Genomic DNA, 22,635 nt, shown 5'->3' on the forward strand with positions numbered 1-22,635 from the left:
ACCGTTATCACCGCTCAGGTGTGATCTGCGATTTAGGGTCACACGGGGCGCGGGGATAACCTGCCGGATGGACATGCCGCGTACTCGGACACCGTGTACGCCTCCCTAGTGACAGCGCAGTCACGTTGCCCATCGCGGCACGCCCACGCAGAAGAACGAACCGCGATACCACTTAAAAGGGACGGACGCGCGTGGACCTGTTCGAGTACCAGGCGAGGGACCTCTTCGCCAAGCACGGTGTACCGGTGCTGGCCGGTGAAGTCATCGACACGCCTGAGGCGGCCCGCGAGGCGACCGAGAAGCTGGGCGGCAAGTCTGTCGTCAAGGCGCAGGTGAAGGTCGGCGGCCGCGGCAAGGCCGGCGGCGTCAAGCTGGCCGCCGACGCCGACGAGGCGGTCGCCCGGGCGACCGACATCCTCGGCATGGACATCAAGGGCCACACGGTCCACAAGGTGATGATCGCCGAGCTGTCCCCGGAGATCGAGGCGGAGTACTACGTCTCGTACCTCCTCGACCGCACCAACCGCACCTTCCTGGCCATGGCCTCGGTGCAGGGCGGCATGGACATCGAGGAGGTCGCGGAGAAGACCCCCGAGGCCCTCGCGAAGGTCCCGGTCGACTCCAACTCCGGCGTGGACATCGTCAAGGCCCGCGAGATCGTGGCCCAGGCGAAGTTCCCGGCCGAGGTGGCCGAGAAGGTCGCCGAGGTCCTGGTGACGCTGTGGGACACCTTCGTCGCCGAGGACGCGCTCCTCGTCGAGGTCAACCCGCTGGTGAAGACCAAGGACGGCCGCATCCTGGCGCTGGACGGCAAGGTCTCGCTCGACGAGAACGCCGACTTCCGCCAGCCGGACCACGAGGCCCTCGAGGACAAGGCCGCAGCCAACCCGCTCGAGGCTGCCGCCAAGGCCAAGAACCTCAACTACGTCAAGCTCGACGGCGAGGTCGGCATCATCGGCAACGGCGCGGGCCTGGTCATGTCGACCCTGGACGTCGTCGCGTACGCCGGTGAGAAGCACGGCGACGTGAAGCCCGCCAACTTCCTCGACATCGGTGGCGGCGCCTCCGCAGAGGTCATGGCGAACGGCCTGGAGATCATCCTCGGCGACTCGGACGTCAAGTCCGTCTTCGTCAACGTCTTCGGTGGCATCACCGCCTGCGACGAGGTCGCCAACGGCATCGTGCAGGCGCTCGCGCTGCTCGAGTCCAAGGGCGAGAAGGTCGAGAAGCCGCTGGTCGTGCGTCTCGACGGCAACAACGCGGAGCTGGGTCGCAAGATCCTCTCCGACGCCAACCACCCGCTCGTGCAGCGCGTGGACACCATGGACGGCGCGGCCGACAAGGCCGCCGAGCTCGCCGCGGCTGCGAAGTAAAGGACGAGGGACTCCAACACCATGGCTATCTTCCTCACCAAGGACAGCAAGGTCATCGTCCAGGGGATGACCGGCGCCACGGGCATGAAGCACACCAAGCTCATGCTGGCCGACGGCACCAACATCGTCGGCGGCGTGAACCCGCGCAAGGCCGGCACGTCCGTCGACTTCGACGGCACCGAGGTCCCCGTCTTCGGCTCCGTCAAGGAGGCCATCGAGAAGACGGGCGCGAACGTCTCCGTCCTCTTCGTGCCGCCGGCCTTCTCCAAGGCCGCCGTCGTCGAGGCGATCGACGCCGAGATCCCGCTCGCGGTCGTCATCACCGAGGGCATCGCCGTTCACGACTCCGCCGCCTTCTGGGCGTACGCGAACGAGAAGGGCAACAAGACCCGGATCATCGGCCCGAACTGCCCGGGTCTCATCACCCCCGGCCAGTCCAACGCCGGCATCATCCCGGGCGACATCACCAAGCCCGGCCGCATCGGTCTCGTGTCCAAGTCCGGCACGCTGACCTACCAGATGATGTACGAGCTCCGCGACATCGGCTTCTCCTCCGCGGTCGGCATCGGTGGCGACCCGGTCATCGGCACGACGCACATCGACGCCCTCGCGGCGTTCGAGGCGGACCCGGAGACCGACCTCATCGTGATGATCGGCGAGATCGGCGGCGACGCCGAGGAGCGTGCCGCCGACTTCATCGCGAAGAACGTCACGAAGCCGGTCGTCGGTTACGTCGCGGGCTTCACCGCCCCCGAGGGCAAGACCATGGGCCACGCGGGCGCCATCGTCTCCGGCTCCTCCGGCACCGCCCAGGCGAAGAAGGAGGCCCTGGAGGCCGCCGGCGTGAAGGTCGGCAAGACGCCGACCGAGACCGCCAAGCTGGCGCGCGAGATCCTCGGCGCCTGAGTCGGGCAGCCCGGCACGCTTGAACGGCGTGGGCCCGCACCCCTGAGCACACAGGGGGTGCGGGCCCACGCCGTTCCCGTGGCCGGGGCTCGGACGGTCCGATGCGGACGCCCCCGGGCTCAGGGGATGCGGGGCAGACGCCCCGGGCTCAGGGGTGTGGGGCACCGGCCGTTCCCCGGGCTCAGGGGTGTGGGTCACCAGCGGTTCCGGGCTCAGGGGATGCGGGGCACCAGCCGTTCCGGGCCGTGCGTCAACTGCTCCTTCAGCGACTTCTGGAGCTTCAGGTCCTGCGCGGTGAGCTTCTGCGGACCACCGCGCGGCGGTACGCCCCCGACCCGTTCGGCGGGTGACAGCGGCTCCTCGTAGTGCGTGGGCGCCGTGTGCAGGGTCAGGGCGGTCGCGCCGATGAGCAGGGCGGCGAAGGCGATCGCGGCCCTGGTCCAGAGCCTCGCCTTGTTCTCGCTGCCGGTGCGCACGGTCCGGGCGGGCGGCGGCACGGGCACGTGCTCGGCCCGGGCGAGGCCGCCCAGCCGGTCGTGCAGCAGCTCCGACTGCTCGGCGGGCGAGGCCGCGGCGGCCAGCTCCGGCAGCCGCGCGGCGATGACCGCACGGGCGGTCTCCAGCCGTCCCGCCGCCGCCGGAGTGGACGCCTCCGTCTCGGCCGCGGTCTCCGGGAGGTCCAGGCCGACCCCGTCGTACAGGAGCAGGGTGCGCCGGTAGGCCGGGGGCAGTTCGAGCAGCGCGTCGAACAGGGCCCGGCCGCCCGGCGCGGTGGGCGGGGCGTCGGGGTGCCGGTGCGCGCGGCGCAGCCGGTGCCAGGGGGACATCGCGTACTCGTACGCCGCCGCGCGCACCCAGCCCGCCGGGTCACGGTCGACGGCCACCTCGGGCCAGCGGTGCCATGCCTGCTGGAAGGCCCGCTCCACGGACTCGCGGGCCAGGCTGCGGCGGCCGGTGAGCAGAAAGGTCTGCCGGACGAGGCCGGGGGCGGTGTGGGCGTACAGCGCGTCGAACGCCTCGGCGGGGGTGAGGCCGGGGACGACGGGCTTCGCGACAGGCGGCGGAGACGGAGGCGGGGGCAGCGGCGAGGACGGGGGCGCGCTCACGGGCCGCGCTTCGGGAGCCGGTTCGGGCGCGTCCAGCACGCTCGGCGCGTCCGGTGTTCCCTGGGCGGGGCCCCCATCGGGTGCGATGAGCTTGGCGTACAGCGCGCGCTTGCGTCCGCGCGGGCTCGTGCGCCCCGTCTCCCAGGAGCGCACGGTGGCGCGTGTGACGCCTACGGCCGCCGCCACCTGCTCCTCGCTCAACGACTTCGCCTCGCGCAGTCTGCGGCGCTCCTTGGGGGAGGGCAGCGGCGGTGCGGTGGCCTCATCGGTGGTGCTCCGGGTCATGGGTGACCCCCGGCAGCGCTGCACGGGGAAATAAAGTACATAAACGTATATTGAGCGACACAACGGCCGTTAGCTCGTTACGCGACATAAGCGCGTGTCGTTGGGAGCATGGGCGGCGTGACCCAAATGACCGAACGCGGCCCGATGTTGCCGGCCGAGCGGAACCGGACCCTCGCTCTCGCCTCCGCCTTTCTGCGGGGCGTCGTTGCCGCCGGGCTCGGTCTCGGGTCCCTGGCCGTGCTGGTGACGGTGCTGTGGATCAGCTCCCCCTACCCCGACAGCGGACCCGGCGGCGCGTTGCGCGCGGCGGCCGGCGTGTGGCTGCTCGCGCACGGTGCCGAACTCGTCCGGAGCGACACCGTCAGCGGCGCTCCCGCCCCCGTCGCCCTGGTTCCGCTGCTGCTGATGGCGGGCCCGGTCTGGCTGGCGCACCGGGCGGCGCGCGATGCGGCGGAGCCGGAGGAGGGGCGGCCGGTCCCTTCGCAGGCCGGTGCGTTCTGCGCGGTGACGGCGGGCTACCTGCTGGTCGTGGCGGGGGCGGCGGCCCATGCGCGGGGCGGGTCGCTGCGCGCGGTCCCGGACACGCTGGCGTTCCCGGTGGCCCTGGTGGTGGCGGCTTCGGCGGCGGCCGGGATCTGGACGGCGGCCGGCCGCCCGCTCGGGCCGCTGCCGTCCTGGTCGCCCCTGGTACTCCAGGAGGCCGTCGCGCGCACCCTCTTCCGTACCCGGGCCGAGGCCGTCTGCCGGTCGGCGGCGGCCGGGACGGCGGTGCTGCTCGGCGGGGGCGCACTGCTGGTGGCGGTGGCCCTGGGGCGGGACGCGGCGAGGACCCAGGACGCGTTCCTGGCGCTCGCCGGGGACTGGTCCGGGCGGATCGCGGTGCTCCTGCTCGCCGTGTCGCTGGTGCCGAACGCCGCGCTGTGGGGCGCGTCGTACGGGCTCGGCCCCGGTTTCGCCCTCGGTACGGGGTCCACGGCCACCCCGCTGGGTCTCGCCGGGACCCCGGCCGTCCCCGATTTCCCGCTGCTCGCGGCGGTGCCGGACCAGGGGCCGGGCGCCCCGCTGAACTGGACGGCCCTCGCGGTGCCGGTCGCGGCCGCACTGGCGCTCGCCTGGTTCACCGTACGCAGGGCGGCCCCCGCCGACGCCCCGCGCGCGCAGGCGTGGAGCGTGCGCGAGACGGCGCTGGTCACCGGTCTCGCCGCGCTGGTCTGCGGAGCCGTCACGGCGCTGCTCGCGGCGATGGCGGGCGGGCCGCTGGGGACGGGGGCGCTCAGCGCGTTCGGGCCCGTGTGGTGGCTGACGGGCCCGGCGGCACTGGCGTGGACGGCCGCCATCGGCGTACCGGCGGCTCTGCTCCTACGGGTGTGGCGGCTGCGCGCACCGGGCTGGGCCTGGCGCAGGGACGTACCGCAGGGGCCTGACGCGGCGTCGGCCCCCGCGAAGCCGGGCGCGGGGTTCGCGAAGCCGGGCGCGGGGACGGCGAAGAAGGCAGCCGCGAAGCCGGGCGCGAAGCCGGAGAAGGCAGCCGCGAAGCCGCAGGAGGCACCCCCGAAGCCGGAGGCGACGGCCGCCGGTGGAGCGCGTCGCTGGTGGGCCCCGTGGCGCAGGTCGGGGCGGGGCGCGGGCGAGGAGACGAAGGGCGCGGCCGTCCAGGCGGGCCTGGACGCGTCGGCGGCGGGCGACCGGGCGGCCCCGGCCGGCGGGCCGGCCACGGACGACGCGGGCTTCGAGCCGTACGACTTCCTGCCCACCGACCCCTGGCACGAGAAGGAGGCGAGGGAGGCCCGGTGGGCCTCCCTCAAGCAGGGCTCCGGCGGACTGATGGCCGACTTCCCGGCCCGTGTCCCGGCCGCCCTGCGCAGCGACGACCCCGGCAGGGCGGACGCCGAATCCGACTCCGGTTCCGGCCCCGACGCCCCGGGGGCTACTCCTTGACGCCGAAGAGCGGTTCCAGCTGCTTCGGCAGGTGCTCGTTGCACGCCTGCGCGCCGGTCTTGGTCAGGGCGTCGTTCACGCACGTGTAGTAGTCGCGGTAGACGAGCTGCACGGTGAACGTCGTGATCACGATCAGCAGGGCGAGCAGAGCGGTCACCAGCCCGCCGATCGCCGCGGTGGTGTGCGGCCGGCTGTTGCCCTTCGCGGCGGGCGAGGCGCCGCCCGCCGACGCGGCGCCGCCGCCCGGGGCCGCGCCCGTACCGACGCCGGCCGCCGTACGGTCCGTCGCGGCCGGGGTCTTGGGCTGGCCGCGCAGCGAGCTGATCGCCCAGTACACGGAGAGCGCGCCCAGCAGCATCGCGATCTCCGGGAACTCGAAGAGCGCGAAGAAGAAGGCCCACATGCCGCCGAGCACCGCGTAGCGGGCGCGCCGCTGCGTGGGGTCGGTGGGGTCCCACCGCAGCCCGCCCGGACCGCCGTCCGGCCCGCCCTTGCCGTTCGGGCCGGAGCCGTTGCCGCCGGAGCGGCTGCCGAAGCCGCCGTTGCCCCGGCCGGGCTGGCGGCTGCTCCACTGGCTGCCCCAGGACGGGCGGCCGCCGGAGGAGGAGCCGTCCTGGGAGCCCTCGTCGCCGCCCTCCCCGTTCGTGCCGGAGGGGTGGCGGGGCTGCCAGGGCTGGTCGGGCCGGCCGGCCGGCGGCGCGGCGAACGGATTGTCGTCGGCCGGCCGGTCGGGAGACGAGCCCGAGGATCCGGAGGACGAGGATCCGGAGGAGCCGGAAGAGGAGGCTGAGGAGCCGGAAGAGGAGTCGGGAGCGGGCGAGGAACCCGAAGGCGATCCCGAGGACGGCCCGGAGGGCGACCCCGAGGAGGAACCCGAGGGGGAACCCGAAGCCGGCTGCGAAGAGGAGTCCGGCGAAGAGGGCCGGCTTTCCCGCATCAACAGAGCGGCCCGCGCGGGCAGGGGGAGGCGGAAGGCGGTGCGACGGCGTCGGTCCGGCATGTGGTGAACGTCTTCCCCATCTCGTCATGTCCGCCCGAAGGACGGTTCGACCGCCCGGTGGACGGCTCGCTGTCCCCTGACGCTACCTCCCGGCCCCGCCCCCGTCCCGTGGGGGCCGCCGGGTGTGCCGGTATCGTTGCTGACGGTCGGCCCCTTCGTAGGGTTCCCCGTATCGAGCGAAGCGCTTCTTTCGTACGACCCTACAAAGAGCCTTCGACCCTACAAAGAGCTTTCGATCCTGCGAAGAGCCTCCGGCCCTGCGAAGAGCTTCCCGCCCACCGCCCGTGTCATTCATGCGAGAAAGGGCCCCGACGTGGCCTCCCCGCCCCCCTCGACCGGTCCCGTCCGGCTGGTCGTGCTGCTCTCCGGATCCGGTACGAACCTTCAGGCGTTGATCGACGCCATCGGGGACGACCCGGCGGCGTACGGGGCGCGGATCGTCGCAGTCGGCGCGGACCGCGACAAGGCCGGCGGTCTGGAGCGCGCGGAGCGGGCGGGAATCCCCACGTTCGTGTGCAAGCTCAAGGACCACGCGACGCGTGCGGAGTGGGACGAGGCGCTCACCGCCGCCATCGCCGATCACCGCCCGGGCCTCATCGTCTCCGCCGGTTTCATGAAGATCGTGGGCCCGGCGTTCCTCGCCGCCTTCGGCGGCCGGTTCATCAACACCCACCCCGCCCTGCTGCCCAGTTTTCCCGGCGCCCACGGCGTGCGCGACGCACTCGCGCACGGCGTCAAGGTCACGGGCTGCACCGTCCACTTCGTCGACGACGGCGTCGACACCGGTCCGATCATCGCGCAGGGCGTGGTCGAGGTGACCGAGGAGGACACCCCGGAGGGCGAAGCCGCCCTCCACGAACGCATCAAGGAAGTCGAGCGCTCGCTGCTCGTCGAGGCCGTGGGGCGGCTCGCCCGCGACGGCCATCGCATTGAGGGACGAAAGGTTCATCTCGGTCATGTCGGTGAATAAGCCCATCCGCCGCGCCCTGGTCAGCGTCTACGACAAGACGGGGCTCGAAGACCTTGCCCGCGGTCTGCACGAGGCGGGCGTCGAGCTCGTCTCCACCGGCTCGACCGCCGGGAGGATCGCCGCCGCCGGAGTGCCGGTCACCAAGGTCGAGGAGCTCACGGGCTTCCCCGAGTGCCTGGACGGCCGCGTCAAGACGCTGCACCCCCGCGTCCACGCCGGCATCCTCGCCGACCTGCGCCTGGACGCCCACCGCGAGCAGCTCGCCGAGCTCGGGGTCGAGCCCTTCGACCTGGTCGTGGTCAACCTCTACCCGTTCAAGGAGACCGTCGCCTCCGGCGCGTCCGACGACGAGTGCGTGGAGCAGATCGACATCGGCGGCCCCTCCATGGTCCGCGCCGCCGCCAAGAACCACCCGTCCGTCGCCGTGGTGACCAGCCCCGGGCGGTACGGGGACGTCCTCGCGGCGGTGCAGGCCGGCGGCTTCGACCTCACCGCCCGCAAGCGGCTGGCCGCCGAGGCGTTCCAGCACACCGCCGCGTACGACGTGGCCGTGGCCTCCTGGTTCGTGGACGGCTACGCGCCTGCCGACGATTCGGGACTCCCGGAGTTCGTGGGCGACGCCCTCACCCGTAGAGACGTCCTGCGCTACGGCGAGAACCCGCACCAGCCCGCCGCCCTCTACACCTCGGGCACCGGCGGTCTGGCCGAGGCGGAGCAGCTGCACGGCAAGGAGATGTCGTACAACAACTACACGGACACCGACGCCGCGCGCCGGGCCGCGTACGACCACGCCGAGCCGTGCGTCGCGATCATCAAGCACGCCAACCCGTGCGGCATCGCGATCGGTGACGACGTCGCCGAGGCGCACCGCAAGGCCCACGCCTGCGACCCGCTCTCGGCGTTCGGCGGGGTCATCGCCGTCAACCGCCCGGTGACGGTCGCGCTGGCCGAGCAGGTCGCGGAGATCTTCACCGAGGTCATCGTCGCCCCGGCGTACGAGGACGGCGCGGTCGAGGTGCTCGCCCGCAAGAAGAACATCCGCGTGCTGCGCACCCCCGGGGCCCCGGCCGCCGACGTCGAGGTCAAGCCCATCGACGGCGGGGCGCTGCTCCAGGTCGCCGACCGGCTCCAGGCCGAGGGCGACGACCCGGCGAACTGGACGCTCGCCACCGGCGACGCCCTCTCCGAGGCCGAGCTCAAGGAGCTCGCCTTCGCCTGGAAGGCGTGCCGCGCGGTCAAGTCCAACGCGATCCTGCTCGCCAAGGACGGCGCTTCGGTCGGCGTCGGCATGGGCCAGGTCAACCGGGTCGACTCCGCGAAGCTCGCCGTCGAGCGGGCGGGGCAGGAGCGGGCGGCCGGCGCGTACGCCGCGTCCGACGCGTTCTTCCCGTTCCCGGACGGTCTGGAGATCCTCACCGCCGCCGGCATCAAGGCGGTCGCCCAGCCCGGCGGCTCCGTCCGCGACGAGCTGGTGATCGAGGCCGCGAAGAAGGCGGGCGTCACGATGTACTTCACCGGGACGCGCCACTTCTTCCACTGATCTCCCGCCGATCCCCCGACCGGCACCCGCACGACCCGTGGCCGCGCTCCCTCACAGGGGTGCGGCCACGGCCGTGTCCGTCGTACGGAACCCGCTCGCCGCTCTGTTCTAATGAACGGCCGTGCGTCATGAACGGCCGAGTCCATGAACAGCCGTGTGCCATGAACGGCCGAGTCCATGAGCGGCCGTGTCCGAAGACCAGCAGGAATCCCTGGCGGGGGCAGTCACCGTGCTTGAGCTGAACAAGAGTGGAACGGACCGGTCGGAGCCGGAGCCGGAGCCGGAGCCGGAGCCGGAGCTGGAGCCGGGGCGGCTGCCCGCGCAGGGCGCCGGGCCGGACGCCCGCCCGGCGGACGGCTCCCCGGGCGCGGCCACCGCCGAACGCGTGCCCCTGCGCCCCTACCTCATCGCCGCCGCGATCCTGTGCGCGCTCTACTTCCTGTACTCCTACCTCCAGTACAGCCGGTTCGGCTCGCCCTCCTGGGACCTCGGGATCTTCGAGCAGGAGGTACGGGCGTACGCCGGCCTCCGCGCCCCGATCGTCGACATCAAGGGCCCCGGCTATCTGATCCTGGGCGACCACTTCTCCCCGATCGTCGCGCTGCTGGCCCCGCTGTACTGGCTCTGGCCCTCGGCCGAGTCCCTGCTCTTCGCGCAGGCCGCGTTCTTCGCGCTGGGCGCGGTCATCGTCGGCCGCACCACGCAGCAGCTCCTCGGCGGCCGCTCCGGGCTCTGCGTCACCGTCGCGTACGGACTGTCCTGGGGCATCCAGGAAGCGGTGAAGGCCGACTTCCACGAGATCGCCTTCGCCGTCCCGCTCCTCGCGCTCGTCTGCCGGGCGCTGCTCCTGCGGCGGTGGACGGCCGCCGTCCTGTGGTCGCTGCCGCTGGTCCTGGTCAAGGAGGACCTCGGCGCGACCGTCGCCGTGGTCGGCTTCCTGCTGTTCGTGTACGGGCGACGCCTCCAGGGCGCGCTGCTCGCCGCGTTCGGGGTGGCGGCCTTCGTCGTCACCCTCCTCGTCCTCATCCCGGCGGCCAGCAGCGCGGGCACGTACGACTACTGGAAGAAGATCGACAAGAACGGCGAGCAGGACGTCTCGATGCTGGACTCCGTCCTCGGCGTCCTGAACTCCTCCACCAAGATCGAGATGCTGGTCTTTCTCGTCGGCATCACCGCGTTCCTGGCGCTGCGCTCGCCCCTGACGCTGCTGATCGTGCCCACCCTCGGCTGGCGGCTGCTCTCCCAGGACAGCAACCACTGGGGCATGGTCTGGCACTACAGCGCGATCCTGATGCCGGTGCTGTTCCTGGCGATGGCGGACGGCGTCCGCCGCAGCCGGTCGTCACACCGCCCCTGGCTCGCCTCGTACGCGAAGGTCGCCGTGCCCGTCGCCACCGCGATCGCCGTCGCCCTGGCCCAGCACCTGCCGCTGCGCGAGCTGCTGCGCCCGGAGTCCTACCGCACCGACGCCCGTACGGAGGCGGCGCGGGCGGCCCTGGACGCCATCCCCGCCGGGTCGCGGGTCGAGACCGACATCACGCTGATGGCCCACCTCACCTCGGACCGGACCGTCTACTGGATCGGGGGCGCCCCGGGCACCGCGCCCGACATCGTCGCCCTCAACCTCGACTTCGGCTGGGCACGGCCGATCCAGGACCCGGTGGCCTACGCGGAGCAGCTGCACCCGGAGGCGCGCTACCGGCTCAAGCACCGGGGCGGCAGCTTCGTGGTGATGGAGCGCACCACGCCGGAGCCCGAAACGGCTGAGGGCGGAAACGGCTGAGGGCGGGAAAGGCTGACGCCCGAAACGGCTGAAGGCCGCTACACCCGCGGCTGAGCGGGTGTCACGGCCTTCATACGCGAGCGAGGACGTCAGTGCTGCTGCTGACGGTTGAACCAGGCGTCGCCATCGGACTTCGCGACGAACACGACCACCAGAATGGCCAGGATCGTGTGGATGAGACCTATTACGACGAAGGGCCAGATGCCGAGGATCGCGGTGACCACACCGAAGACGATGGTCGTGATGCGCAGTCCGTTGCCGCCCTTGCCGAACTTCGCGGCGAGGACGACGGCGAAGACGCCCCAGGCCACCGCGAAGGCGGCCATGGCCCACAGCACGCCGCCCGAGTAGTCGGCGAGCTGCTGGAACTGGACGTCCTCCTGCATCGTGGAGTCGTTCTTGGCCGCGTTCACGGCCGCCGCGGCGAGGACGACGAAGATCGCGCCGATGGCCTGGAGGCCGGCGATCACGTAGAGAAGGACGCGCGCGGCCTTCACCCCGCCGGGCATCTCCGTGGGGCCGGCCGGGAAGCCGTAGCCGCCCGGGGCGGCCGGGGCCTGGGGGTAGCCGTAGCCCTGCTGGGACTGCTGCGGCTGCTGGGGGTAGCCGTAGCCCGGCTGGCCGCCCTGCTGCGGCTGGCCACCCTGCTGCTGGCCGTAGGGGTTGTTGGGGTCGCCGAAGCTCATGGCGATGTTCCTCCGTTGCGAAAGTGCTGGGGACGACGCGGTCCGGACGGAGGAAAAACGGCGCGATCTACGGTTGGTCCCCCGACGCTGTCCACGGTAGTGCGCGCCTTATCGTCGTCTTGACATCGCCTTTTTGTCCAGCCGATTGCCAAGACGTTGTGCAAGTGCAACCCCACGTCCATGTGTCGACCCGGAATTGGTACGGGGGAGGGGTCATCCGCGAAGATGGGGCCATGACTGCCCAGATTCTCGACGGCAAGGCCACCGCTGCCGCGATCAAGTCCGATCTGACCGTCCGCGTCGCGGCCCTGAAGGCCCAGGGAATCACCCCCGGCCTGGGAACCCTCCTCGTCGGGGACGACCCGGGCAGCCGGTGGTACGTGAACGGCAAGCACCGGGACTGCGCCCAGGTCGGCATCGGCTCCATCCAGCGCGAACTCCCCGACACCGCCACCCAGGAGGAGATCGAGGACGTCGTACGGGAGCTGAACGCCGACCCGGAGTGCACGGGTTACATCGTGCAGCTGCCGCTGCCCAAGGGCATCGACACCAACCGCGTCCTGGAGCTGATGGATCCGGCCAAGGACGCCGACGGCCTGCACCCGATGAGCCTCGGCCGCCTCGTCCTCAACGAGACCGGTCCGCTGCCCTGCACCCCGCAGGGCGTGGTCCAGCTGCTGCGCGCGCACGGCGTGGAGATCAACGGGGCGCATGTGGTGGTCGTCGGACGCGGTGTCACCATCGGCCGGTCGATCCCGCTGCTGCTGACCCGTAAGTCGGAGAACGCCACGGTGACCCAGTGCCACACCGGCACCCGGGACCTCTCCTCGCACCTGCGGCAGGCCGACATCATCGTGGCCGCCGCCGGGGTGCGGCACCTGATCAAGCCCGAGGACGTCAAGCCGGGCGCGGCCGTGCTCGACGTCGGCGTCAGCCGGGACGAGAACGGCAAGATCGTCGGGGATGTGCACCCCGGGGTCCGCGAGGTGGCGGCCTGGGTCGCGCCCAACCCCGGCGGCGTCGGCCCGATGACCCGCGCCCAGCTCCTGGTCAACGTGGTGGAGGCGGCCGAACGGACCGCCGCCGAGGCCGCCGACGCCGCTGCCGCCGGCTGACGGCCGGACAACCGGAGGGAACCCCATGGGTGCTGGTACGAGTGCGGCCGACCCCGCGACCGGGGAGCCGGACGACGGGAGCGGCGCGCGCCGCAGGTCCCGGCGCTTTCCGCTGTTCACCCGGGACACCGCACGCCCCGAGGGCGGCGGCCGGGCCGCTTCGGGCGACGCGCCCGCCCCGGCCCGGCAGTGGCCGCTGCTCACCGTCCTCTGCACGGCGGGCGCCGGCCTGCTGGTGGTGGCCCTCGACCCGTTCGCCGAGGCGTTCCGCATCGGCGTCATCCTGATCGGAGCCGGCCTGATCGCCGGAGCGGCGCTGCGCTGGGCAGTGCCGTCCGTGGGGATGCTCGCGGTGCGGTCCCGCTTCACCGACCTGGTCACGTACGGGCTGATGGGGACGCTGATCGTGCTGCTCGCGCTGGTCGCCCAGCCGTATCCGTGGCTGGACGTCCCGGTCCTGGAGAAAGCGGTCCGCTTCGCGATCCGCTAGGGCTTGTCCCGCCGCCGGGGTGGGGGCTGAGGCGTCCGTCCCCTCCCCCGTGGAGGGACGGACACCCCGGATCGCGGCCGCCAAGGTCGACAAGCCCCGGTATACGGCGGAATGAGCGGCCTTGCCCCGTCCTGATTCCAGCGTCATGGACATGAAAGGCCACGACAAGGGGCCCCTGTGGCCTGTGGCACGGAAGTGACCATTCCGGCACGGTGTGATCGCCGCGCAACGATGGCAGACTGGCACGGCGCACGGATCAGGACGAAGCGCGGCGGCAGGGGCGCGCGAAGAGCGCACCGCGGTCCGAATGCTCCCGTGCGCCCCCTCGTCAGGAACTGACACCCTGGCACGGCGCATCCTCCTGGGTAGGCCGGCTGAGCGGTCCGGAACGGACGTACGGCCGGATCGGGTCCGGGGGGACGGCCGAGCCGGCGGGACCGGCCGCAGCGGGGCACAGCAAGGACGTCCGGGGGATCACAAGGGGGGAACGCAATGCCTCGTTGGAAGGCACTGCCCGAAGAGCTCGACCCGCAGATCAGGGAGTTCGCGAGCCAGTTGCGCAGGCTCGTCGACCGCAGCGGACTGAACATCAACGCGGTCGCCGACCGCACGGGATACAGCAAGACGTCCTGGGAGCGGTACCTCAACGGCCGGCTCCTCCCCCCGCGCGGTGCCGTCGTGGCCCTCGCCGAGGCGACGGACACCCCGCAGCACCACCTCACCACCATGTGGGAGCTGGCCGAGCGGGCCTGGAGCCGGGCCGAGATGCGCCACGACATGACCATGGAGGCCATCCGCATCACCCAGGCGCGCGCGGCCCTCGGCGACCTCGGCACGACCGGCCCGGCGAACGCCCGGCCGGGCGGCGGGACCGGCCGCTCCACGGGCGGCCGCCACAGCGGCGCCGGTTCCCCCGCCCGGGTCCCCACCACGACCGGAACCGACGCCCCCGGGCGGCGCGCGCACCCGACCGACACCCCCTGGCCGGGCGGTCACGGAACCGACGCGTACGGACCGGGCGCGCGCGGGAGCGATGCGTCGTACGGACCGGGCGCGCGCGGGAGTGATACGTCGTACGGACCGGGCGCGTACGGAAGCGACGTGTCGTACGGACCGGGCGCGCAAGGAAGCGATACGTCGTACGGACCGGGCGCGCAGCCGACCGACGCGTACGGCGTCCACAACGGGTACGCCCCCTCCGTGCCCCCGCAGCGCGGCACCGTCCCGTCGCCCCCGGCCCCGCAACACCAGCACCAGCAGCAGCACCAGCAGCAGAACCAGCACCCGCAGCCCGCGGGACGCGTGGACGGGCGGCGGAGCGACCCCGGAGCGGCGGCCCCCGGAGGCCGCCCCAAGGCGGTCATGCTCATCGTCGGCGCGGCCGCCGCCCTCGTCGTCGTGGTCGGCGCGGTGCTGCTCGCACCGAACGACGGCGACCCCGCCAAGGCCGCCCCGCCCCCCTCGGCCCCGCCCACCACGGCCGCCCCCGAGCTGCCGGCCGGCGTCGAGTGCAACGGCGGCGACTGCGCCGGGGAGGACCCCGAGGCGATGGGCTGCGGCGGCGAGTACGCCCGTACGGTGTCGAGCGCCGTCGTCGGCGGCGCCCGCGTCGAGGTCCGCTACAGCGAGGTCTGCTCCGCCGCGTGGGCCCGGCTCACCGAGGCGGCGGTCGGCGACACCGTGACGATCACCGCGGGCGCGGCCGGGGACGGGCAGAACGGCGAGGTCATGGGGGACACGGACGCGTACACCCCGATGGTCGCGGTACGGAAGCCGGGCGACGCCCAGGCATGCGCGTCGCTCGTCGCCGGCACGAAGGGGTGCACCACGTCGTAGGAGTGCGCCGTCCCACAGGGGGGCGGGCGGTCCGGCCCACCCGGGTCCGATAGCCTGGCCGCCGGATATCTCTTCACGTCAAGATTCGTCAGGGCGTGCGGAGGTGTCCCGCACCAGGGTCCGGCACCAGGGGCCGGGACCCCCACCGCCAGCTGTCTAACGGAGACCGCCATGACCCGCACTCCCGTGAATGTCACCGTGACCGGCGCTGCCGGCCAGATCGGCTACGCGCTGCTCTTCCGCATCGCCTCCGGCCACCTGCTCGGCCCGGACGTGCCGGTCAACCTGCGCCTCCTGGAGATCCCGCAGGGCCTCAAGGCCGCCGAGGGCACCGCGATGGAGCTCGACGACTGCGCCTTCCCGCTGCTGCGCGGCATCGAGATCACCGACGACCCGAACGTCGGCTTCGCCGGCGCGAACGTCGCCCTCCTCGTCGGCGCGCGCCCGCGCACCAAGGGCATGGAGCGCGGCGACCTGCTCGCCGCCAACGGCGGCATCTTCAAGCCGCAGGGCAAGGCCATCAACGACAACGCGGCGGACGACATCAAGGTCCTCGTCGTCGGCAACCCGGCCAACACCAACGCGCTCATCGCGCAGGCCGCCGCCCCGGACGTACCGGCGGAGCGCTTCACCGCGATGACCCGCCTGGACCACAACCGGGCGATCTCGCAGCTGGCCGCCAAGACCGGCGCCGCCGTCTCCGACATCAAGAAGCTGACGATCTGGGGCAACCACTCGGCCACCCAGTACCCGGACATCTTCCACGCGGAGATCGCCGGCAAGAACGCCGCCGAGGTCGTCAACGACGAGGTGTGGCTCGCCGACACCTTCATCCCGACCGTCGCCAAGCGCGGCGCGGCGATCATCGAGGCCCGTGGCGCGTCCTCCGCCGCCTCGGCCGCCAACGCCGCCATCGACCACGTGCACACCTGGGTCAACGGCACCGCCGCCGGCGACTGGACCTCGATGGGCATCCCCTCGGACGGCTCCTACGGCGTCCCCGAGGGCATCATCTCCTCCTTCCCGGTCACCACGAAGGACGGCACGTACGAGATCGTCCAGGGCCTGGACGTCAACGAGTTCTCCCGTGCGCGCATCGACGCGTCGGTCAAGGAGCTCACCGAGGAGCGCGACGCGGTCCGCGAGCTCGGCCTCATCTGAGATCGGCGCCCCCCGCATCACGCCGGACGCCCCCGGCAGCACGTCCGGTGCTGCCGGGGGCGTCCGGCGTCCACGCGAGTGCCTTCCCCGGCACGGGCCATCAGTGCTTGAAGTCGCCGGGCGTGTAGTGGCCGGGAACCTGCCGGGTGGCGACGCCGAACCGGTTCCAGGCGTTGATCACCGTGATCGCGGCGATCAGCTGGGCCAGCTCGGCCTCCTCGAAGCGCTCGGCGGCCCGCGCGTACACCTCGTCCGGGACGAACCCGTCGGTCAGGACGGTGATGGCCTCGGTCAGTTCGAGCGCCGCGATCTCCTTCTCCGTGTAGAAGTGCCGCGACTCGTCCCAGGCGCTGAGCTGGACGATCCGCTCGACGCTCTCACCCGCCGCGAGAGCGTCCTTGGAGTGCATGTCCAGGCAGAGCGCGCACCGGTTGAGCTGCGAGGCCCGGATCTTCACCAGCTCCAGCAGCAGCGGGTCCAGGCCCTTCCGGGAGGCGGCGTCCAGGCGGACCATCGCCTTGAAGACCTCGGGGGCCAGCTCGGCCCAGGACAGCCGGGCGGGGTGCTCGGGGGCGTAGGGGGCGGCGGGGTGGGAGTGGTGCTCGTGCGTCGTCATGGGAACGACGTTACGTGCCGGATGGCTCCCCGGTATGGTCCATTTCCATGACGGATTCCTGGGCCGCTTTCGGTGCCGACCTGCATCTGGAACCGGTCGGCACCGGGCTGCGCAGCGGACTGATGGAGGCGCTGCGCGAAGCCGTGCGCACCGGGCGGCTGACTCCCGGCACCCGGCTGCCGTCCTCCCGGGCGCTCGCCGCCGACCTGGGCATCGCCCGCAACACGGTCGCCGACGCCTACGCCGAGCTGGTCGCCGAGGGCTGGCTCACCGCCCGGCAGGGCTCGGGGACCCGGGTCGCCCAGCGGTCCGCGCCCCGGCGGGCGGCCCAGGCGGCGTCCCGGAGCCGGCCGGTGCGCCCCGGACCCGCCCACAGCCTGAAGCCGGGCCAGCCGGACCTGTCGGCGTTCCCGCGCGCCGCCTGGCTGAGGGCCTCCCGCAAGGCGCTCACCGCCGCGCCCGACGAGGCCCTCGGCTACGGCGATCCGCGCGGGCGCGCCGAACTGCGCACGGTGCTGGCCGAGTACCTGGCGCGGGCGCGCGGGGTGTACGCCGATCCGGAGCGCATCGTGATCTGCTCCGGCTTCGCCCACGGGCTGACGCTGCTCGGCAGGGTGCTGCGGCAACGCCGGGTGCGGGACCTCGCCGTCGAGTCGTACGGCCTCGACCTGCACCGCGACCTCCTCACCGGCGCCGGGCTGCGCACCCCCCGCCTCGGGCTCGACGAACTCGGCTCGCGCACCGGGGAACTGGCCGGGATGCGCGGTACGGGGGCGGTCCTGCTGACCCCGGCGCACCAGTTCCCCACCGGCGTCCCGCTCCACCCGGACCGGCGGGCCGCCGCCGTCGACTGGGCCCGGTCGAGCGGAGGGCTGATCCTGGAGGACGACTACGACGGGGAGTTCCGCTACGACCGGCAGCCGGTCGGGGCGCTCCAGGGCCTGGACCCCGAACGGGTCGTCCACCTCGGCACCGCCAGCAAGTCGCTGGCCCCCGGGCTGCGCCTGGGCTGGATGGTGCTGCCCCGCGCCCTGACGGCGGAGGTGGCGGCGGCGAAGGACGCGTCGGGCTGGTCGACCGGCGCCCTCGAACAGCTGACGCTGGCGGAGTTCATCGCCTCGGGAGCGTACGACCGGCATGTACGTTCCATGCGGCTGCGCTACCGCCGCCGCCGCGACCAGCTCGTCGCCGCGCTCGCCGAACGCGCGCCGGGCATCGAGGTCAGCGGCATCGCGGCCGGGCTGCACGCGGTCCTCGAACTCCCCGAAGGCACCGAGGGCACGGTGATCCAGGCGGCGGCCTTCCAGGGCCTGGCACTGGACGGCCTGTCCCGCTACCGGCACCCGGACGCCCCGGCCGGCCGGGACGCGCTGGTGATCGGCTACGGCTCGCCCTCGGAGAGCGGCTGGGCGGGCGCGCTGGACGCCCTCTGCCGGGCGCTGCCGTAGGGCCGGTCGTTCACACTGCCGCCTGCCGCCTGCCGTCTGCCGTCTGCCGCCTGCCGTCTGCCGTCTGCCGCGCGACGTCCGGCACCGGCCCCCGGTCCGGCCTCGGCGCGAGGCTTTATTCTGACAAGAGGCCCGGTGACGAGAGGTGCCGGGCGCGTACGACGGGGGAGAACAGGACATGTCCAGGCGGAGGTTGAGGTCGAGCACGGTCGTGCTCGGCGGCATGGGGCTGTTCGCCCTGGCCATCACGTCCTGCGGATCGGAACCGGACCGGCGGTGCGCCGACCGTACGACCCGCGAGACCCTGCCGAGTTACGAGTGCCGGGGCGGCAGCGGCGGCGGCGCGGGCGGTTCCGGCGGCGGCCGTGGCTCGTACTACTACGGCGGCGACAGCTCGGACGGCAAGGTGCAGGGCGGCAGCTTCGACAAGTCGGCGGTCGACCGCGGCGGCTTCGGCTGCACCAAGTCCGGCGGAGGCTGAGGAAGATGGAGCGCCGCACCATCGCGCCCCGCCCCGGCTGGCAGGAGACCGTGGAGTCGCAGGGAGTGGTCTACCCGCTCACCCGCTACCCGGACGGCTCGCTGCGCCCCTACTGGGACGAGAGCGCCTACTACGTCTTCTCGCTGCCCGAGGTCGAGGCGCTGGAGGAGACCGTCGAGGAACTGCACGCGATGTGCCTGGCCGCCGCCGCGCACATCGTGGAGCAGGACCGTTTCGCCGACCTCGCCATCACCGACCCGCGACTCGCCGCGCTGGTCGCGGAGTCCTGGCGGCGGCGCGACGAACTGCCCTCCCTGTACGGGCGGTTCGACCTGCGCTATGACGGCGGCGGCCCGGCGAAGATGCTGGAGTACAACGCCGACACCCCGACCTCGCTGGTCGAGGCCGCCAGCGCCCAGTGGTTCTGGATGGAGGACCGGTTCCCCGGCGCGGACCAGTGGAACTCCCTGCACGAGCGGCTGGTCGACGCCTGGAAGCGGCAGGCGCCCCTGCTGCCGCCGGGCCCGCTGCACTTCGTCCACTCGGACGGCGACGAGGCGGGCGAGGACCTGATGACGGTCGCGTATCTGCGCGAGACCGCCCAGCAGGCCGGGATCGACACCCAGGCGCTGTCCGTCGAGGAGATCGGCTGGGACCGGCTGAGCGGGCGGTTCGTCGACGACCGGCTCCGCTTCATCCGCAGCTGCTTCAAGCTCTACCCCTGGGAGTGGCTGGTCACCGACCGTTTCGGGCCGCACGTCCTGGACACCCTCGACAACGGCGGCGGCTCCGGCACGACCTGCTGGATCGAGCCCGCCTGGAAGATGCTGCTGTCCAACAAGGCGCTGCTCGCGATCCTGTGGGAGCTCTACCCGGGCCACCCCAATCTGCTCCCCGCCCACCTCGACGGCCCCCGCGAGCTGGCCGGACCCGGCGGGGCGGGTTACGTGTCGAAGCCGCTGCTGGGCCGCGAGGGCGCCGGGGTCGAGCTGCACGGCCCCGGCTCCCCGCCGGTGCTGCGCGACGAGCCGTGCTGCTACCAGGAGTCAGCCCCGCTGCCCGACGTCGACGGCAACCGGGTGGTGCTCGGGGCCTGGGTGGTGGAGGACGAGGCGGCGGGGCTCGGCATCCGGGAATCGGCGGGGCCGGTCACGGACGAGTACGCCCGCTTCCTGCCCCACGTCATCCTCTGACCTTCCTGCGAACGGCCCACACGCGAACGGCTCAGGCGCTGAGCACCGTACGCAGCCGGTCCAGACCCCAGTCCAGGTCCTCCTTGCTGATCACCAGCGGCGGCGCGATCCGGATCGTCGAGCCGTGGGTGTCCTTCACCAGCACCCGCTCCTCCATCAGCTTCTCGGAGATCTCCCGGCCGGTGCCCAGGGCGGGCGCGATGTCGACGCCCGCCCACAGCCCCCGGCCGCGTACGGTCTCCACCGCGCCGCCCCCGGCCAGCAGCCCCAGCTCCCGGTGCAGATGGTCGCCCAGCTCGGCGGCGCGCTCCTGGTACTCGCCGGTCCGCAGCATCGCGATCACCTCCAGCGCCACCGCGCACGCCAGCGGGTTCCCGCCGAAGGTGGAGCCGTGCTCGCCCGGCTTGAACACGCCCAGGACGTCCGCCGACGAGACGACGGCCGACACCGGCACGACCCCGCCGCCGAGCGCCTTGCCCAGCACGTACATGTCCGGGACCACGCCCTCGTGCTCGCACGCGAACGTCTTCCCGGTACGTCCCAGACCCGACTGGATCTCGTCCGCGATGAAGAGCACGTTCCGCTCCCGGGTCAGCTCCCGCACCCCGGGCAGATAGCCGGCCGGCGGTACCAGCACGCCCGCCTCGCCCTGGATCGGCTCGATCAGCACCGCGACGGTGTTCTCCGTCATCGCCTCCCGCATCGCGGTGAGATCCCCGTACGGCACGATCTCGAACCCCGGGGTGTACGGGCCGTAGTCGGCCCGCGCCTCCGGGTCCGTGGAGAAGCTGACGATCGTCGTCGTGCGGCCGTGGAAGTTGTCCGAGGCCACGATGATCTTCGCCATCCCGTCCGGGACGCCCTTGACCCGGTAGCCCCACTTGCGGGCGGTCTTCACCGCCGTCTCCACGGCCTCCGCCCCCGTGTTCATCGGCAGCACCATCTCCATGGAACAGAGCTCGGCCAGCCGCGTACAGAAATCGGCGAACCGGTCGTGGTAGAAGGCCCGGGAGGTCAGCGTCACCCGCTCCAGCTGCGCCTTGGCCGCGTCGATCAGCCGGCGGTTGCCGTGGCCGAAGTTGAGCGCCGAGTACCCGGCGAGCAGATCGAGGTAGCGGCGCCCCTCGACGTCGGTCATCCACGCGCCCTCCGCCGAGGCCACGACGACCGGCAACGGGTGGTAGTTGTGCGCGCTGTGCGCCTCGGCGGAGGCGATGGCAGTTTCCGTGTTCGACACGGGATCTCCGTTCGTCGTGCGGCGTGGGCGGGGGTGGTGCCCACTTTGTATCGTCGGTCGCATCCGGCGCGGGGAAACCTTCACTCTCCGGCGCGCCCGCCCGCGCGCACTGCCGGGCACTTCCCCGTGCGCCCGCCCGCGCGCGCTCCGGCGGCGCTCGGTGGCGCTCCGGCGGCCGGAATGTGCACTTCGTCTCAGGCCCGCGCTCCCGGGGCGCTCCAGGGCCCCGCACCCGAGCGGGTGCGCCCCCGCTGCGCCCCGCACCGGCTGCCGGAGATCGCCTCCGCACCTGAGACAATGGGCCCATGGCCTCTGATCGCTCCGCGCTCTCCACCGACCAGCCGCAGACGGGCCGCACCGGCGTGCCCGCCCGGCCCCGTGTGCTCTCCGGGATCCAGCCCACCGCGGGCTCGTTCCACCTCGGCAACTACCTGGGCGCGGTGCGCCAGTGGGTGGCGCTCCAGGAGACCCACGACGCCTTCTACATGGTCGTGGACCTGCACGCGATCACGATTCCGCAGGACCCCGCCGCGCTGCGGGCCAACACCCGGCTCGCCGTGGCGCAGCTCCTCGCGGCCGGTCTGGACCCGGAGCGGTGCACGCTCTTCGTGCAGAGCCACGTGCCCGAGCACGCCCAGCTCGGCTGGGTGATGAACTGCCTCACCGGCTTCGGCGAGGCGTCCCGGATGACGCAGTTCAAGGACAAGTCCGCCAAGCAGGGCTCCGACCGCGCCACCGTGGGCCTCTTCACCTACCCCGTGCTCCAGGTCGCCGACATCCTGCTCTACCAGGCCGACCAGGTCCCGGTCGGCGGCGACCAGCGCCAGCACATCGAGCTGACCCGCGACCTCGCGGAGCGGTTCAACGGCCGGTTCGGGCAGACGTTCACCGTCCCGGCGCCGTACATCCTCAAGGAGACGGCGAAGATCCTCGACCTCCAGGACCCGGCGGTCAAGATGAGCAAGTCGGCCTCCACGCCGAAGGGCCTCATCAACCTCCTCGACGACCCGAAGGCCACGGCGAAGAAGGTGAAGAGCGCGGTCACCGATACCGACACGGTGATCCGCTTCGACGAGGAGAAGAAGCCGGGCGTCAGCAACCTGCTCACCATCCTCTCCACCCTCTCCGGCAGCACGGTCGAGGACCTGGAGGGGAAGTACGCGGGCAAGGGCTACGGCGCGCTGAAGACCGACCTGGCCGAGGCCATGGTGGAATTCGTCACCCCCTTCCAGCTCCGCACCCAGGAATATCTGGACGACCCGGAGACGCTGGACTCCATCCTGGCCAAGGGCGCGGAGAAGGCGCGGGCCGTCGCCGCCGAGACCCTGGCGCAGACGTACGACCGGATGGGCTTCCTGCCCGCGAAGCACTGAGTCCAAGGACTCTGGCGAGATCCCGCCCCCAGGGGCCACACTTACGGCGGCGGGTCGCGACGCAGGCCGGAAATCGACCATCGACGCTCATCGACCAC

Annotated in this window: 19 protein-coding genes; 14 read left to right on the forward strand and 5 right to left on the reverse strand. The window is 72.6% G+C overall.

Translation table 11 applies throughout. The annotated features are described in order from the left end of the window. Positions 1 to 191 precede the first annotated feature (191 nt). Positions 192 to 1,373 carry an ADP-forming succinate--CoA ligase subunit beta gene (sucC, locus tag ACLJPL_RS18625; RefSeq protein WP_411081943.1) on the forward strand — a complete coding sequence of 394 codons (1,182 nt, stop codon included), beginning with the start codon at positions 192 to 194 and terminating at the stop codon, positions 1,371 to 1,373. A gap of 21 nt (positions 1,374 to 1,394) precedes the next feature. Beyond that, on the forward strand, positions 1,395 to 2,279 hold the full coding sequence (gene sucD / locus ACLJPL_RS18630) for a succinate--CoA ligase subunit alpha (RefSeq protein ID WP_411081944.1): 885 nt from the start codon (positions 1,395 to 1,397) through the stop codon (positions 2,277 to 2,279). A gap of 212 nt (positions 2,280 to 2,491) precedes the next feature. Here the strand turns inward: sucD and ACLJPL_RS18635 are convergent, their stop codons facing one another. Next, complete coding sequence (locus ACLJPL_RS18635) at positions 2,492 to 3,670, reverse strand: helix-turn-helix domain-containing protein (protein ID WP_411081945.1); 1,179 nt, start codon at positions 3,668 to 3,670, stop codon at positions 2,492 to 2,494. 126 nt (positions 3,671 to 3,796) lie between these two features. Between ACLJPL_RS18635 and ACLJPL_RS18640 the strand changes: the two genes are divergently transcribed. Beyond that, positions 3,797 to 5,608, forward strand: a complete 1,812-nt coding sequence (locus ACLJPL_RS18640; RefSeq protein ID WP_411082133.1) for a DUF6350 family protein — start codon at positions 3,797 to 3,799, stop codon at positions 5,606 to 5,608. Here the strand turns inward: ACLJPL_RS18640 and ACLJPL_RS18645 are convergent. Then, positions 5,598 to 6,608, reverse strand: a complete 1,011-nt coding sequence (locus ACLJPL_RS18645; RefSeq protein WP_411081946.1) for a hypothetical protein — start codon at positions 6,606 to 6,608, stop codon at positions 5,598 to 5,600. The genes ACLJPL_RS18640 and ACLJPL_RS18645 overlap by 11 nt on opposite strands. 313 nt (positions 6,609 to 6,921) lie before the next feature. On the opposite strand from ACLJPL_RS18645, the gene purN reads away from it, so the two are divergent. From purN to ACLJPL_RS18660, 3 genes are all read left to right on the forward strand, one after another. Then, complete coding sequence (gene purN, locus ACLJPL_RS18650) at positions 6,922 to 7,578, forward strand: phosphoribosylglycinamide formyltransferase (RefSeq protein ID WP_411081947.1); 657 nt, start codon at positions 6,922 to 6,924, stop codon at positions 7,576 to 7,578. Next, positions 7,565 to 9,118 carry a bifunctional phosphoribosylaminoimidazolecarboxamide formyltransferase/IMP cyclohydrolase gene (gene purH, locus ACLJPL_RS18655; protein WP_411081948.1) on the forward strand — a complete coding sequence of 518 codons (1,554 nt, stop codon included), beginning with the start codon at positions 7,565 to 7,567 and terminating at the stop codon, positions 9,116 to 9,118. Before purN ends, purH begins: the two co-directional genes overlap by 14 nt. Before the next feature lie 229 nt (positions 9,119 to 9,347). After that, a complete protein-coding gene (locus ACLJPL_RS18660; protein WP_411082134.1) occupies positions 9,348 to 10,901 on the forward strand; it encodes a DUF2079 domain-containing protein in 1,554 nt (517 codons plus the stop codon). A gap of 89 nt (positions 10,902 to 10,990) precedes the next feature. Here the strand turns inward: ACLJPL_RS18660 and ACLJPL_RS18665 are convergent, their stop codons facing one another. Further along, a complete protein-coding gene (locus ACLJPL_RS18665) occupies positions 10,991 to 11,587 on the reverse strand; it encodes a hypothetical protein (RefSeq protein WP_411081949.1) in 597 nt (198 codons plus the stop codon). Between the two features lie 233 nt (positions 11,588 to 11,820). On the opposite strand from ACLJPL_RS18665, the gene ACLJPL_RS18670 reads away from it, so the two are divergent. The 4 genes from ACLJPL_RS18670 (at position 11,821) to ACLJPL_RS18685 (ending at position 16,189) form a co-directional block, all read left to right on the forward strand. After that, positions 11,821 to 12,702: a bifunctional methylenetetrahydrofolate dehydrogenase/methenyltetrahydrofolate cyclohydrolase gene (locus ACLJPL_RS18670; protein ID WP_411081950.1), complete on the forward strand. Its 882-nt coding sequence runs from the start codon at positions 11,821 to 11,823 to the stop codon at positions 12,700 to 12,702. Next, positions 12,689 to 13,192 (forward strand): DUF3017 domain-containing protein, encoded by a 504-nt coding sequence (locus ACLJPL_RS18675; RefSeq protein ID WP_411082135.1) that lies wholly within the window; start codon positions 12,689 to 12,691, stop codon positions 13,190 to 13,192. The genes ACLJPL_RS18670 and ACLJPL_RS18675 overlap by 14 nt, the downstream gene beginning before the upstream one ends. 492 nt (positions 13,193 to 13,684) lie before the next feature. Further along, positions 13,685 to 15,028 carry a helix-turn-helix domain-containing protein gene (locus tag ACLJPL_RS18680; RefSeq protein ID WP_411081951.1) on the forward strand — a complete coding sequence of 448 codons (1,344 nt, stop codon included), beginning with the start codon at positions 13,685 to 13,687 and terminating at the stop codon, positions 15,026 to 15,028. A gap of 171 nt (positions 15,029 to 15,199) precedes the next feature. Then, on the forward strand, positions 15,200 to 16,189 hold the full coding sequence (locus ACLJPL_RS18685; RefSeq protein ID WP_411081952.1) for a malate dehydrogenase: 990 nt from the start codon (positions 15,200 to 15,202) through the stop codon (positions 16,187 to 16,189). A 100-nt stretch (positions 16,190 to 16,289) separates the two neighbouring features. Here ACLJPL_RS18685 and ACLJPL_RS18690 read toward each other — a convergent pair whose 3' ends face one another. Next, entirely contained in the window at positions 16,290 to 16,805 is a 516-nt protein-coding gene (locus ACLJPL_RS18690) for a carboxymuconolactone decarboxylase family protein (protein ID WP_411081953.1), read from the reverse strand. Positions 16,806 to 16,852: 47 nt separating this feature from the next. Between ACLJPL_RS18690 and ACLJPL_RS18695 the strand changes: the two genes are divergently transcribed. The 3 genes from ACLJPL_RS18695 (at position 16,853) to ACLJPL_RS18705 (ending at position 19,927) form a co-directional block, all read left to right on the forward strand. Further along, positions 16,853 to 18,253 (forward strand): PLP-dependent aminotransferase family protein, encoded by a 1,401-nt coding sequence (locus tag ACLJPL_RS18695; protein ID WP_411081954.1) that lies wholly within the window; start codon positions 16,853 to 16,855, stop codon positions 18,251 to 18,253. Between the two features lie 178 nt (positions 18,254 to 18,431). Further along, positions 18,432 to 18,734, forward strand: a complete 303-nt coding sequence (locus ACLJPL_RS18700) for a hypothetical protein (protein WP_411081955.1) — start codon at positions 18,432 to 18,434, stop codon at positions 18,732 to 18,734. Between the two features lie 5 nt (positions 18,735 to 18,739). Next, a complete protein-coding gene (locus ACLJPL_RS18705) occupies positions 18,740 to 19,927 on the forward strand; it encodes a glutathionylspermidine synthase family protein (RefSeq protein ID WP_411081956.1) in 1,188 nt (395 codons plus the stop codon). A 31-nt stretch (positions 19,928 to 19,958) separates the two neighbouring features. On the opposite strand, the gene rocD is transcribed toward ACLJPL_RS18705, so the two are convergent. Next, positions 19,959 to 21,164 carry an ornithine--oxo-acid transaminase gene (gene rocD / locus ACLJPL_RS18710; RefSeq protein ID WP_411081957.1) on the reverse strand — a complete coding sequence of 402 codons (1,206 nt, stop codon included), beginning with the start codon at positions 21,162 to 21,164 and terminating at the stop codon, positions 19,959 to 19,961. Between the two features lie 305 nt (positions 21,165 to 21,469). Here rocD and trpS point away from each other — a divergent pair, with 305 nt between their 5' ends. Continuing rightward, on the forward strand, positions 21,470 to 22,537 hold the full coding sequence (gene trpS, locus ACLJPL_RS18715) for a tryptophan--tRNA ligase (RefSeq protein WP_411081958.1): 1,068 nt from the start codon (positions 21,470 to 21,472) through the stop codon (positions 22,535 to 22,537). Positions 22,538 to 22,635: the final 98 nt, after the last annotated feature.

The sequence above is a fragment of the Streptomyces sp. cmx-18-6 genome, from assembly GCF_046548915.1.
Lineage (GTDB): Bacteria > Actinomycetota > Actinomycetes > Streptomycetales > Streptomycetaceae > Streptomyces.